The organism is Novosphingobium sp. BL-S-19 (assembly GCF_055521675.1).
This window is the reverse complement of the sequence record NZ_CM145497.1, coordinates 1,959,237-1,973,273: the sequence shown is the minus strand read 5'-3', so window position 1 is coordinate 1,973,273 and position 14,037 is coordinate 1,959,237. Positions and strand designations below refer to the sequence as shown.

Annotated in this window: 9 protein-coding genes and 1 pseudogene; 3 read left to right on the top strand and 7 right to left on the bottom strand. The window is 58.7% G+C overall.

From position 1 onward, the window contains the following. Positions 1–516: 516 nt before the first annotated feature. Both ACZ1JV_RS08305 and ACZ1JV_RS08300 read left to right on the top strand, forming a co-directional pair. Positions 517–1,119: a toxin-activating lysine-acyltransferase gene (locus tag ACZ1JV_RS08305; protein ID WP_465148502.1), complete on the top strand. Its 603-nt coding sequence runs from the start codon at positions 517–519 to the stop codon at positions 1,117–1,119. A 359-nt stretch (positions 1,120–1,478) separates the two neighbouring features. Then, positions 1,479–2,629: pseudogene (locus ACZ1JV_RS08300) on the top strand (tyrosine-type recombinase/integrase). 81 nt (positions 2,630–2,710) lie between these two features. Here ACZ1JV_RS08300 and htpG read toward each other — a convergent pair. Next, positions 2,711–4,591, bottom strand: a complete 1,881-nt coding sequence (htpG, locus tag ACZ1JV_RS08295; protein ID WP_465139065.1) for a molecular chaperone HtpG — start codon at positions 4,589–4,591, stop codon at positions 2,711–2,713. Between the two features lie 416 nt (positions 4,592–5,007). Between htpG and ACZ1JV_RS08290 the strand changes: the two genes are divergently transcribed. Then, entirely contained in the window at positions 5,008–5,880 is an 873-nt protein-coding gene (locus ACZ1JV_RS08290; protein WP_465139066.1) for a sugar phosphate isomerase/epimerase family protein, read from the top strand. Positions 5,881–5,963: 83 nt separating this feature from the next. Here the strand turns inward: ACZ1JV_RS08290 and ACZ1JV_RS08285 are convergent, their stop codons facing one another. The 6 genes from ACZ1JV_RS08285 to ACZ1JV_RS08260 form a co-directional block, all read right to left on the bottom strand. Beyond that, positions 5,964–6,830: an SGNH/GDSL hydrolase family protein gene (locus ACZ1JV_RS08285; protein ID WP_465139067.1), complete on the bottom strand. Its 867-nt coding sequence runs from the start codon at positions 6,828–6,830 to the stop codon at positions 5,964–5,966. 259 nt (positions 6,831–7,089) lie between these two features. After that, complete coding sequence (locus tag ACZ1JV_RS08280) at positions 7,090–8,229, bottom strand: ThuA domain-containing protein (RefSeq protein WP_465139068.1); 1,140 nt, start codon at positions 8,227–8,229, stop codon at positions 7,090–7,092. Positions 8,230–8,312: 83 nt separating this feature from the next. After that, the gene (locus tag ACZ1JV_RS08275; RefSeq protein WP_465139069.1) at positions 8,313–10,070 is read right to left on the bottom strand and encodes a family 43 glycosylhydrolase; all 1,758 of its coding nucleotides are present in this window, start codon (positions 10,068–10,070) and stop codon (positions 8,313–8,315) included. Positions 10,071–10,107: 37 nt separating this feature from the next. Continuing rightward, positions 10,108–11,175, bottom strand: coding sequence for an alpha/beta hydrolase (locus ACZ1JV_RS08270; RefSeq protein WP_465139070.1), 1,068 nt, complete (start codon positions 11,173–11,175; stop codon positions 10,108–10,110). A gap of 71 nt (positions 11,176–11,246) precedes the next feature. Further along, a complete protein-coding gene (locus ACZ1JV_RS08265) occupies positions 11,247–13,748 on the bottom strand; it encodes a glycoside hydrolase family 2 TIM barrel-domain containing protein (RefSeq protein WP_465139071.1) in 2,502 nt (833 codons plus the stop codon). Further along, on the bottom strand, positions 13,748–14,032 hold the full coding sequence (locus tag ACZ1JV_RS08260) for a hypothetical protein (protein WP_465139072.1): 285 nt from the start codon (positions 14,030–14,032) through the stop codon (positions 13,748–13,750). Before ACZ1JV_RS08260 ends, ACZ1JV_RS08265 begins: the two co-directional genes overlap by 1 nt. Between the last annotated feature and the right edge of the window lie 5 nt (positions 14,033–14,037).

Below are 14,037 nucleotides of genomic sequence, written 5' to 3'. Positions count from 1 at the left end.
AGGATTAACTTCCAGCACTAGCTCGAGGCAGTTGCATACGAAAACGTCGCCAATGGCCGCAACGTCGGAGTGTTTGGGTGGGCTTGGTGTCCTTCGGAATTCGAAGGATCTAGCACCGCGATTGCGACACGGCAGTAATGGGCCAGTCCCAGCAAAAATTCGATAAACTATGAATTCTTGACCGCTTGAACGACCTAAAACAGCCAAAAACCGCAGTGTGGCTACTGCAATGGAAAAGCATAGAGACGCACCCCTCGTTTCATTTGCTTAGATGCCAGAGACATCAATCTATGCAATAGAAAATTGCTCCTTTTTATGATGAAAGTGTGTGGTTCACCGCCATCAAAATTCCGAGCAACAGGTTACAGATTTTTAATTTCGGTGCGATCTCGTATATTATTCTTGCTTTCCGGAATGTGATGGTTGTTGGTGCGTAGAACCTTTTGGTTGTATGCTCACTGCGACCGGCGGCGATGTTGTTTTCCGAACCGGATTTGGAATTTAAGGGGACTGCTAATGGTTACCAATAGGTCTGACGAAGTCATTAACAAAAATAACGGCGAGGTTTCGGGAAGTTCGGAGATGAATTCGGACGTCGCGGCAAAGATTTCGGCAGTTCGTGCGCATATCCGCGAGAGCTTCGGCAAGATCGTGATGGCGATGATGGTCCAACCCCGCTACCGCAACCAGACCCTCGCCGACCTTCAGCATTTGGTTCTAGAACCGCTGATGCGTGACCGCATCTCCTTAGCCTATCGTGGCGACAAGGGGGATGACCCGCTGGCCGATATGGCGGGACTGGCGATTTGGGCGAGTGTCAGTGAAGAAGTGGATGGCCGCATTCGTGAGCAAATCCAGGCCGGGACGTTCCCAATCCGCTTGAAGACGGAGGAATGGAATTCGGGTAGCATTAATTGGCTGCTTGACGTGGTCGCGCCCGATCAGCGCACGACGGCCAATGTGATTGCCAATTTCAAGCAGGTGGTGAAGGAGGGCGCCCTGCGGCTCCATCCGATCGTTACCCGGCTTGTCGATGCCGAGACGTTACAGAAAATGGGGGCGGAGAAAATGGTTTCGCCGTCGTCCGCGTCGCTGCCAGAACATGCGAGCATCAATTGAGCGTTCGCGCATGATCTAGGTTTCTGTGCCGCATTAAGGTTCGCGCCGTTGCTACAGCTCGCGAACGAACGCAGCCAGCCCTGCTTCATCGGCAGTTCTGACGGGCTCTCGTGCCAAGCGGGAGCCCGTGTTGTTTCGTCGACATGGCGGGTGTGGGAATGGCTTCCTGCGAGCGGAACAGGCGATGAACATGCGGGTATGGCAGTTATCGCATGTCCATATCGCGCGGGTCTATAAGGATGGCAGCCCGCACAGCCGTGCGGCCCAAGGACGCGAAATGGCGGAAATCCGCGATATTACCGCAATGCCGGGAGACGGGGCCGCGATCGGGCCACCCCACAGCTGATCCGGGAACGGAGCTGTCGGCGTTCTTCGTCTCGCTGCGCGCGTTCGAACGGGTCGCGATCGATGCCGCGCTCCTCGCCGCTTACGCCGCCGCCAGTTCGCGGCATTCGCTGTTGGCGCTGCGCTCGGATCTCGCCGCCTTCGACTTGTGGTGCCGTCAGGCGGGACGCTTCACGCTGCCGGCGCAGCCGCAGGACGTGGCCGACTATCTGCAGGCGCGGGCAGGGGAGGGCGCCAGGCCCGTCTCGCTCTCGCGCTACAAGGCCTCGATCGCCAAGCTTCACCAGTTGCTTGGCCTCGCCGATCCGACTGGAGCGCCGTGGGTCAAGCTGACGCTGTCGGCGATCCGCCGTGACAAGGGCGTTGCCCAGCGCCAGGCCGCGCCGCTGCGCTTCAAGGGGCCGGTTCGCGATGTCGAGCGCGATCCGGCGCGCGGGCTCAATGTCCGCGCGCTGCTCGACGCCTGCGGCGAGGACCTGACGGGCCTGCGCGACTGTGCGCTGCTCAGCCTCGCGTACGACACCGGGCTGCGTGTGCGCGAACTGGTGGCGGTGAAGCTCGAAGATCTGATGGAAGCAATCGATCCCGAGGCGCGGCTGCTGCGGATCACGCGCAGCAAGGGCGATCCCGAATGCGAGGGCGCCACCGCCTATCTCTCGCCGCGCACCGTGCGCGCGGTGGCGGCATGGACCGCGGCGGCGGACATCGACGAGGGACCGCTGTTCCGCCGGGTGATCGTGCGGCGCTACAAGGCGCGGGCGCGGCAACCGGGGCGCAAGCTGGCGACGATCTCCGGCCGGGAGGCCTGGGATCTGCGCAAGACCTTGCCCAAGCCGGCGGTGCCGGCGCGCACCGAATACACGGTGGGGCAGGGCCATTGCATCCCTCTTCGGTCGGGCCGATCTGGCGCGCGATCATCACGCGCGCGTTCGACACGGGGGCGCTACCCGATCTGACGCGTGACGATTTGGCGCGGCTGCTCGGCCAGGTGAGCGGGCACTCGACGCGGGTCGGGCTCAACCAGGACCTGTTTGCCAGCGGCGAGGACTTGGCCGGGATCATGGACGCGCTGCGCTGGAAAAGCCCGCGCATGCCTCTGGCGTACAATCGCAACCTTGCGGCCGAGCATGGTGCCGCTGGGCGGCTGATGAAAAAGCTGGGGTAACGGCCCGCTAGCACATCGCCGACAGCTGAAAGATAGTCTGGGCAACGCCAGAGGGGAGCCAAGGGGCTCCCCTCGCAGGCTTCATAGAGATTTGGCCATCAAGCGCTCAAGCCGCTCCACGAAAGCCCGTGGGTCGGCCGGCGCTTCGCCCTCGGCGATCCGGGCTTCGTCGAGGAGAAGAAACGAAAGGTCGCGCCGTTCATCGTCTGTGGCGTTGCTTTGCGCCAGCTTCCCGATCAGCGTGTGCCCGGCGTTGACTTCCAGGATGGGCTTCGCCCGCTCTGGCCCTCGGCCGGCGGACGCCAGCATCTTCTCGAGCTGGAGGTCCATCGCGTTGTCGGGGGCGACAATGCAAACCGCGCTCGTGGTCAGGCGGTCCGAAACCCGAACGTCGGAGACATGGGCTGCCAGGGCTTCCTTGGCGAAATCGATGAACCCCGTCACATCTTCCGCGGCCTTGGTTGGTTCGCGACCTTCGACCAGGGGAATGAGGCTGAGATCGGCCGCACCCTGCGTAACCGACTTGAACGGCTTGCCTTCGTAGTCCGCGCCCATCGACGTCCAGAAGTTGTCGATCTGGTCGGGCAGCAGCAGCACTTCGATGCCGCGGGCTCTGAAACCCTCAAGCTGAGGGGAATCGGCGATCCGTTCGAGGTCGGTTCCCGTCGCATAGTAGATCGCCGTCTGGTTTTCCTTCAGGGCGGAGATGTAATCCTTGAGCGAGCGCCACTCACCGTTCGAGGTAGTGGTCTTGAAGCGAGCAAGGCCGAGCAGGGTCTCGCGCCGCGCAAAGTCTTCGTAGAGACCTTCCTTCAGCACGGCCCCGAAGTTCTCCCAGATTGCCGCGTAGCGTTCGGGCTCGGCGTCGGCGAGCTTCTCCAGCTCGGAAAGAACGCGGTTGCTCACGCCTTTCTGGATTGCGGAAAGGACGGGGCTGTCCTGGATCATCTCGCGCGACATGTTGAGCGGCAGGTCTGCGGAATCGACGAGGCCTCGCACGAAGCGCAGATAGCGCGGCAGGATTTCCGCCTCATCGGTGATGAACACGCGCCGGACGTAAAGCTTGATGCGCCCACTGCGATCGGGATCGAAAAGGTCGAACGGCTTGCTCTCCGGAATGAAAGTCAGCACCGAATACTCATGCCGTCCCTCTGCCCGGTAATGAAGCGTCAGGGCGGGCTTATCGAACTGGCCCGCCACGCTGCGATAGAAGTCGGCGTAGTCTTCCTCGCTGATTTCGGACTTCGGCTTGGCCCACAGCGCCGCACCGTCCGCGAGCTGCCGCGCTTCCTCGTCGCTTCCGGCTTCCTCGATGAAGATCGGCACCGGTACATGGCCCGACTGGGCCTTGACGATCCGCTCGACGGTGTAGGGCTCCGCATAGCTTTTCGCGTCATCCAGAAGATGGAGAATGACCTTGGTGCCGCGTGCAGGCGCCTGCGCCGGATCGACGGGCGCGATGGTATAAGTGCCAAGCCCATCGGACGACCAGCTCGCCGCGCCGCTTTCACCCGCTCGCCGCGACACGACGTCGACTTTGCCCGCCACCATGAACGCCGAATAGAAACCGACGCCGAACTGACCGATGAGCTGCTGGCCTTCTCCGTTCTTTTCCGCGGAGAGCCTGTCCATGAAAGCCTTGGTCCCGGAGCGAGCGATGGTGCCGAGCGTCTCGCCCATGTCGGCAGCGGTCATGCCGATGCCGTTGTCCGCCACGGTCAGTGTGCCGGCTTCCTTGTCCAGCGTGACGGTGATCCGCGGCTGCGGGTCCTCGCCCAGGAGCGACGGGTCGGCGATCGCTTCATAGCGCAGCTTCTCGCACGCGTCGGCAGCATTCGAGATCAGCTCGCGCAGGAATACGTCCCGGTCCGAATAGACGGAGTGGACCATCATGTGCAGCAGCTTGGAGACATCCGCCTCAAAGGCGCGGGTTTCAGAGGCGATAGCGGAATCGGTCGTCATCGTATCTTTGGCTCGCATGGTTCAGATTTGCCCCGGTCAGATGGAAAGGCCCTGGGCTCTCGTCAAGGCGTGAGCGTGACAAGGTTTGATGTGGGAGTCACCCGCTCCAAGAGCGACAAGCAGACAGTTGGAAACCTCGTGAAGGAGGTCCGGAGCACTGCAATTTACGATTGGTATAGCGTGACAAACGCCTAGGCGATATAAATGAACCGATGGTATATTAAATTGGCCTTTCGTTGCCGAGAGTGCCAGCAAAGTGCTCGTTTAGAGCGGACTTGCGGATCACGATTGCCAGATGCCGATGCTCTCGTGTGAACAAGATCCGTGCATATCCCGAGGTGTGGATCCAATGACGGGGATTTCGGAGATTTCCTATCGTTCTTTTGGAATGTCGCAGCAATCTTACGAGGCGCACAGTGGCGATTGACCGCCGTACCTTCCTGTGCACCGGCGTTGCGGTTGGAGTTCTGGAAGCTGCCCCGAACCTCCAGGCTCGTCCGCGTCCACAACTTGGCCTTGCGGATGTTACCGTCGGCAAGGAACTGAGGCAGGACTATGCGGGCACGATTCGCGCGATCGCCGCGATGGGCTACTCACATTTTGGTTTTCGCCTCGCCGCCTTCGCTCCCAATTCGTCCGAGCTTTCACCAGATTTGAAGGCCAAGATTGTGCGAGACGCTGGCATGGAAGTCGGCGTGGTTCGCTTCATTCCGAAGGGCGCAGATTACCAGAAGCAAATTGCCCAGGCCGCGGAAATAAACGCGCCGGCAGTTGCCATGACTGCCGCGCCACCTTTTCTTACACGACAACTTGGCGTGGCGACGCGCGCGGAGTTCGAGGCATGGTTGCCCGAACTCAGGAAAATAGGGACTGAGTGCAGGGCAAGTGGTGTACGCTTCGCCTATCATACCCACTGGTGGGACTTCCTGCCCTTGGACGGGGGAGAAACTCCTTTGGATGTGATACTGGGGACCACGTCTCCAAGCGATGTCAGCATTGAACTAGATCATGCCTGGTGCTGGTATGCGGGAGTCGCGCCGCTTGCGATACTAGCTCGCTTGGGCGAGCGCACCACGTCGCTCCATCTCAAGGACATAGATCGAACACGGGGACGAAGCGTCACCGATCATGCGGTTGTCATTGGTAACGGCGAGATGGGCTATTCCTCACTTTTGCCCAGATTGTCTCGTATCACTTCGGCATTGGGATATGTCGAAGTCGATGCGCCAACGGACGGGCTGGTCGCTGCAGCCGCAGGCGCCGGTTTCTTCTTCGAGCATCAAGGCTGAAGACAATAACGCCCCGGTTCGCAATTCTGCAAGCGGGCGCGCTCAGTCTGTTAATGGTGTCAAATTGCGTGACGAGGTGTTTTTCAAGAACCGGGAGCCGTGATGAACTCCTCAAGGGCCTTGGCGATTTCTTCCATGCCATGCGCATTGGGATGAAAGCGCGCGCCTCCAAATTCTTTTTTCAACGCCCAACCGTTACTCCACGGATCTGCGTCACAGGCCCCATGCTCGCTTGAGAGAGCCGATATCCTCAAGACCTGGGCGCCATCCGCCTCTGCAGCCCGCTGCGTCGTCGCCGCCAGACGCTCGGCAATAATGCGGCTTGCCTGAAGCTTGTCGGCGGGAATTGCCAGTTGCGGGCAAGTGCCTACTTTAGGCACGATAGTGACATAGTCGAGGAAGATGATACGCGCTCGAGGCGAGCGTAGGCGAACTTGCCTGACGATATCATGTATCGCACCTTCAAGATTTGCCCAGGCTTGCTCGTCGGGCTGGCTGCTATTGAGACATTGACTCGGGGCAGGCTTCAACTCGTTACACATGGCGGCCTTGATCAGTCCGCCGACATAGCCAACGTCATTGCCTCCAATAGTGATCGTGACCAGCTCGGTCTGCGAGGTTACCGCTGCGATCTGTGGCGGCAGTTCATTCCAGGCCTTGAGGACATTGGCGGTTGCAGCACCACTACAACTGACGTCAGTCAGGTTGAGATTCTTACTCCGCGCGAGAATATGAGCGTAGTTGACGGAGGATCGTGAACAACGGTCCGATTTCCCTTCGATCTCGGGAGGTAGACCAGGACCGGCCGCGAACGAGCTGCCCATGGCAACATAATTGCCTAGTGCGTCAGGTTTCGTTGCGGCAAGGAAATCTTGGGATGCGCAGCCCCCGGACACGGATGTGATCAGAGCAATCAGCACCGACAAGCCAACTTGCTTTATTACCTTCATAGCGTAGTTCTCCCAGGCGAGGCTGCGTGGATGAAGCCGTAGGCATTAGCACTGAGTTTGATTCATCTCTCCCTTTGGGAGACCGACTCCGGCGCGGGGGCAAAAATCACCAAAGAAGGATCGCGTATCTTAAGGAGATACTGACTGGTCGACTGGCCTCCTCCCTATCGTAATATTTAATTGCACTTGAACTGAGTGGTCGAATTTAAGCGTCACGTAGCAATCCGATGGAAACTACCGCCGGCGGAATGACGGTAGACTATCTTTGGGAACACGCCGATTTCTTGTTCGCCGTCCAGTCAATAGCAGCTTCGAGCATCGCCACGTTCTGTGGCTGGTTATAAGTCTGCGGCATATGGCCGATCGCGGAATAGAACATTCGTCCGTTACCAACGCAGTTCGTCCAGGCGATCGGATGGTCTCCCATGCGTAAATCCTGACCCATGCCTTCGGGCTTATAGGTGCTCTCATCTAGAGAGAGCAGCACGTCTGCTCCTACTGCACGTGGGTTGGTCGAGAACGAATACCATTCGTCCTCCATGATCCAATCGGTCGGTAATGTCGCAGCCAAGGGATGCTGGTGGTTCACGACAACCCGCGCCTGCTGGAATTGCGGGTTCATAGGATGTCCCTTGAAGCGCGCGCCAATCAGCTTGTCGGGATACCAATCCCAGAAGTACACGGGGTCGCCGGCGCTGCCATGAATGCCGACGAAACCTCCCCCGTCTTTCATGTAGTCTTGCAAAGCCCGTCGTTGGGAAAGGCTCAGCACATCGCCGCTGATGTTGTTCCAGATTACCGCGTCGAACTGGCGGAGGGTCTTCTTATTGAAGGCGCCGGCTTTGTCGGTCGTCTCAATTGTCCAGCCCTTACGTTGCGCCATTTCCGAGAGGGCTTGATGCGCTGCAGCAACTGAGGGGCCATCACGGAAACCTACGATTTTCTCGAACAAGAGAAGTCGCGGGCGTGCTGAAGATGGGGCGAATTTCGGCACTTCATTATCGTATCGGGCGCAGCGTGCCACCTTGTCCGCCGCGGTTACGGGCAGCGCACGCAAGCGTTGATCGAGTGGACCTAGTTGGTCCTGCTTCATGCCAGTGAAGCGCGAGGCCTCTTTGAGCGTAATGATGGCGCTGAAGCTCGGCACCTGTCCTCCGCTGAATTGCGCTGGGATGCGAGACTTCTGAGAAGGATCGGCACCATCGACCAAGGCTTTTGCGGCCGGGCTCAACAAGACGTCGATCAGTGGTGAATCGACGGAAAATGGCATGTCGCGCATCGGGCAGTCCGTGACGGAGCGGAGAGCTGCGGAACTGGCTGTTTTGCTTTCGGCATTGGCGGGTAGAGCGGCGGAGGCAGTGAACGCGGCGATTGCGAACGCCGAGAAATACATTTTCATGGGTCGAAGCCTTCGTGTTCGATCAGATACCATCTCTAGCACATCGCATCTACATGTCGTTGAAGCAATTAGATCGACTGCAATTAATCGAAACATGCAATCTTATCCGATTTCGCGATACCGTTTTCATTAACCGCATCTATCGTTGCGAAATAGTGCGCGCCGATATTAAGGCTTCTGACATCAATCCGAGTTTGGTTATCATATATTTGGAAGTTTTGATTCATAAGCTTCGGCGTCGTCCCGATCCTAACGATATAGAATTCTGCTCTGGCGCTGGGCGCCCAGCTTATTGTCGCATGACGGCCGTCGGATGCATCTCTCTGAACTATCGGAATGGGAACTTTGGTCGGCGGCTCGCCACCGCCGATGCCGAAAACTCGAAGATCATAAAGAGAAAATTTCCCTTGGTCCGGAGAATGGACGTTGCGGAGGCGGACGAACCGAGCCTTGGCTGCTTTAGGGAGAACTTGGTAGTCATGTGGAGCATCCTGCCCCGCATGCGAGTGGTCGATTACGGTCCGCCAAGACTGGCCGTCGTTCGAAATCGAAAGTTCGTACTTGTAGACGTCCGAGCTTATGCCTCGTCCCCGGCTGTCCTGATCTGCAAAATTGATCTGCACGGCCTCAACGCGCTTCACCTGACCAAGATCAATCTGGAACCATTCGCCGGGATTCCCAGTCTTAGCCGACCACCAGGTACGAACATCCTCGTCATTGGCGTTTTTGGGGGGCAGGCCGTCGAGGCTCGACGAGGCGGTTACCGCCTTATTGCGCGACAGGAGCATCCATCCCGTCAGTTTGCGCCCATTGCCTATGAAGTGCGGATAATCGCCGAGGTATGTATCCGCGATCAGGTCGCCGGACGATGTGAACTTCGTAGGGAACAGTCCCAAGCGCCGTTCGAAATTGTGGCGCTTGGAAATGGTCATAGTCCCGAAATGCCACCAGTTCCCATCAAGGCCTTTGAGCGTGCTTCCATGGCCTGCGCCGGCAATGAAGCCGGTCGGCTTAAAGGCGAACGGGCTGGATGTTTGGTAGGTAAACGGGCCAAGAGGTGATTCTGCAACCAACATTCCGTTGGCATATGTACGATATTCTGTCCCGGGTGCGGAGTATTCCAGATAATATCTGCCTTTATGTTTGGTGAGCCAAGAGCCTTCTACGTACGAGTAGCCTGAGACGTTCTCGTTATTATCGCCAGGTACTTCCCACCCCCGAGTTGCCTTATCTCGAGATTGCGGAATGTCGATCTTCGACAGGCGCTGGAATGTCTTGGAATCGAGTTCATAGCCGTGGAGGGGGCCAGCGGGGGCGAGGCCATCGTACATGTATAAACGACCGTCGTTATCGCGGAACAACGCTGGATCGACGTAGCCTGGTTTGATGGTCGCGGCTTCATGCCACTGTCCAGTCAACGGATCGTCAGTCGTCCAAATGCGGTTGGCAAATTCGCTTACGGCGAGATACATCTTGCCGTCGATGACGACGACAGTAGGTGCAAATTTGTCGATATCGTGCCCATAGGCAGCGATAAAATTCCATTTTTTTAAATCTTTCGAGTGCCAATAGCCCTTTGAATGTGAGGCAAAGAGCCAATATTCTCCCGCGAACGTTATTACGGTGGGATCGGCGGCCTCACGGTAGGGTTGATCGGGCGCGATCTGCAGCCTGTCTCCCTTGACAGGGACCTGATATCGATAAGGCAGATTGATGGGGTTGGCGTAGGTCGCCTGCCTGCGATCACTCGCACCGCTGGCAATTGGGATGACCAAACCCGCTGACAGTAACAAGCTGACTATCGAACGCGCGAGGCGGATTGGGCGGCGCTTCCGTTCCATACAGGCGGGCTTCCTTGGAATAGTGGGTGCGTTGCCTTCAGGCTGTGAAGGCAGCGGCGAGTGCAGCTATCAACGCGGCGTTGAAGTGCTCGCCGATACGTGTGCCGGGCAGACCGTCAAAACCGTGGAATGCGCCGGGAACGACATTGAGCGTGACCGAATTTCCAGTTGCAATCAGCCGGCGCGCATATTCGATATCTTCGTCGACAAAGAGATCGATGGAGCCCACGCCAATGAAGGCGGGGGGTAGTCCACGCAGATCTGTGACGCGTGCTGGCACCACTCCGTGCGGCACTTGATCCGACCCTGCGGGCACGCCAAGAAAGGCCGTCCAGCCAAATCGGTTATGCTCTGGCGTCCAAACCAACGCACCTTGATACGGCGGCTTGTGGACCGTGCTCCCGGTTCGGTCGTCGAGCATAGGAAAGGTCAGCGCCTGGTAGATCAACGGAAACTCGCCACGATCGCGAGCAGTGATTGCCAGGATCGCAGCATGCCCACCACCTGCACTGCCGCCCATCACGGCAATTCGATTTCGATCGACACCCAACTGCTCGGCGGATCCATATAGCCATTTCAGTGCCGCGTAATTGTCCTCAACCGAACCGGCGTAGGTCACCTCTGGAGCCAGTCGGTATTCTACGGTGACGATCACGCAGTCTAGCGCAGCTGCCAGTGGTTGTAGCCTGGCGATATCGCCTTTGGCTGAACCGATGACGAACCCGCCGCCGTGCATGTGGAGGATTGCGGGCTTGTGGTCCCCAGGCTTGGCGGGGTTCACGACGTAGACTGTCACTTCGGGGCCATTTTTTGGCCCAGGGATCGTTCGGGGAGCCCATGAAGGGGTTTGCAACGGCGGGGCGGCGAAGGATGCTGCACCCTGACGCATTCGCGGCAAGTTTTGCGCCGTCAGCGGGAAATGAGTCTGCAACAAAGCTTGCGGTATGAACCTGCGCAACTCGGGATTGACGTAGGGCGTTGGATCGAACTTTCCGCCGCCTCCGCCAAGTGGGGCAGGTCCATCTGCCCATGCTGACTGGCTCGCGATTCCAAGGACCCCCAGTGCGGCATTTGAAAACAGAGTTCGGCGCGACAGATCGAACATGGACGAGGCCTTTCAGTCTTCTGCGGAGCACAACGCCGGAAGAGGAATTCCGGCGTTGCACATGATGCTCATCACGCCATTGGCAGTACGATTGGTAATTCCGGTAATCCGATTGAGCGAACCCTGACAGTAACCGGTCCCTCGACCCCTGTGCCTCTCAAGATCAGGAGGGCTCGCCCTCTGAAAGTGTCGGTGCTGGAGCTCGTGAGGGAGCCGGTAGCCATTGGGTTGGCGCTACCGAAGCCGGCCAGACTTGCCGGGCCATCGATGGCGATATCGATGCGACGCCCATCGTCAGGAAGCAACCTGCCAGCGTCGTCGACTACTTCGATCCGAACGTAACTTAGTCTGTCTCGCCCGGATTGGCCTTGAGGCGTTTCGAGAACGGACTGTAGTCGAGAGGCAGGCTTCACGGTTTCGAGCTGCTTGCGGGCAAGCACTTGCCCTTTTCGGTAAGTTACAGCTTCGAGTTTCCCCGGAGCATAGGCGATCTCAAACTCTGTCCGGCGGTGATCCTGTGAAGTAAGCGCCTTTTCTCCAACCAGTTCCCCGTTCAGCCGCAGTTCGACCTTATCGCCTGCTGCATGCACACGGACATTGAGGGTTCGGCCTTCGGAGCCCGGCCATGTCCAACTGGCGAGTTCATCCGACCATCCCCAGTTCGACACATATTCGAACGTGCCTTCGGGCCCGGGGCGCTGAACCGTCATTTCCAGTGGACTGATGCCCCAGACGACGTCGCGAGCCAGGGAGGCCGCTTTCTGTTGCCCGATGAGGTCGAGGTCGCCGCACCACGCATTGACCCAGGGAAACGTAGGGAGATAGATCGGATAATTGCCGTTCTTGATCCGCGCTGTTGCGCCAATTCCGGCCTCACCGATGTAGTCCATGGCAGTCCAAAGGAACTCGCCCAGGAAGTAGGGGGCTTTCTCGCTCAGCGCCTGATAATCGTAAACATCGCGAGCGAATGTCTCGGATGCATAAATGACCCTTTCGGGGTGAACCGTCTCTTCGCTTTCGATGTCCTCAAGGCGATAGTTATATCCCGGAACGTCGAGAAAGATGGTGGAAGCATTATCCTTTTTGCCGGCTCGGCCGACGCGGGCGGTGCCTTCCTGCGCGATCATCTCGCTGCCGAGGACGCCATTTAGGCCAGCGGTGATCGGGCGTGTTGAATCCAGGTTGCGGACGGCATTGGCGAGCTTCCATTGCCACTCGACGCCCTCATCGGTCGAACGGAAGGGAATTTCGTTGCCGATGCTCCACATGATGACGGACGGGTTATTGCGAGCGGATTGAACCATCGCATCAACTACGTCGCGCCAATGCTCCTTGAATTCCCCAGCAAAGTCCTGAGGCTCCTTTCCGACATGCCAGGCATCGAAAGCTTCTTCGATCAGGTAGACGCCCACGCGGTCGCATGCTTCGCGCAGGCTGCGGGAAGCCGGATTGTGCGACGATCGAATGGCGTTGAAGCCGCGGGCCTTCAGCAGGCGCAGCCGGCGTTCATCGGCATCCGGAAAGGCGCAGGCGCCCAGCAGGCCGTTATCGTGATGGATGCAGCCGCCGCGCAGTTTCACGCGTGTTCCGTTCACAGACATGCCAATCCGTGGGTCGAAATCGACGATCCGGATGCCGAAAGGCTGCTCGATGCGGTCGAGTACATTTCCGTCGCGAACAAGCTCGGTCCGCAACGTGTAGAGATTGGGATTGTCAGCAGACCATAGCCTCGGTCCCCGTAGCTTCATGCTCTGTTTGACGGATTTGGCGGCGGGGCCACTGGCTTCGCACGCCACGCTGCCGTCTTGCTCGACAAGCTTCGTGCGGAGGATATCACGACGCCCCGGTGTTACTACAGTGGTGGCAACGTCGATGAAAGCCGTGCCCTGGCTCAACTTTGAGGTTGAGGCGGCGACACCCCAACGGTCGAGGCGGCTGTCGGCAGGCATCGCGTCCAGTTCGACGGATCGATAGAGACCCGATCCCGAATACCAGCGGCTGTTGCGGCCAAGGTTGCGGACGCGTACCGCAAGGACATTGTCGCCTGTCCGATTGAGTCGCGGTGTGAGGTCTACCGCAAACGGTGCGTATCCGGCGACGCTGCGGCCAACAGGTTGCCCATTTAACCAGACATCGGTCTCTGTGTAGGACCCGTCGAACAAGATCTCAATCCGGGCGTCGGCAGGGTAACCATCAACCCGGAAGCGCTTGCGATACCATCCTTCGCCGCCGCGCGTGAAGCCGGTGGCAGTTCGGCCGATGGCCTTCTTGTCGAACGGACCAACAACGGCATTAGGAGACTGATCGGGAAGGTCCTCGATGCTCCAGTCGTGCGGGAGATGGACGCTTCGCCAGTGCCCATCGTCGAACTGCCCGTTTTCGGCACCCTCGATCGTACCCAGCTGGAAACACCAGTCTGCATCGAAGGGCTCGCGGCGTGTCGACGCAGAAGGTTCGATTGCGCTGGTTCGCATCGAAGCAGCCTGGGCGGCCGCCGGCATGCCGGACACTGCACATACGGCCGCCGCTGCGAGCACCTGACGGCGATCGGCCTTCAAACCTTCGAAATCCATCAGCGTGCTCCCAGTGTTTTGAGGCGCTCATCTAGCCGGGCAAGCGCATCCGCTTTGACGACCCCGAACTGGATCAGCGATTGGAACGAAAAGTTTCCCAGGTGCGGCTTGATCATCTCGTTACCAATCCGGGCTTCGACATTGGGGATTTCGGCCGAAACCATGGCCCATGCCTCCGGAATTGCCCGAAGTTCGGCAATCGACGTTTCGCGCGTAGAAAGCGGACGGGGAATTCGCTGCGGTGCGACAAAGGCTTTGGCGGCGGGGTACTTGGGAGCGTCCATCTTCG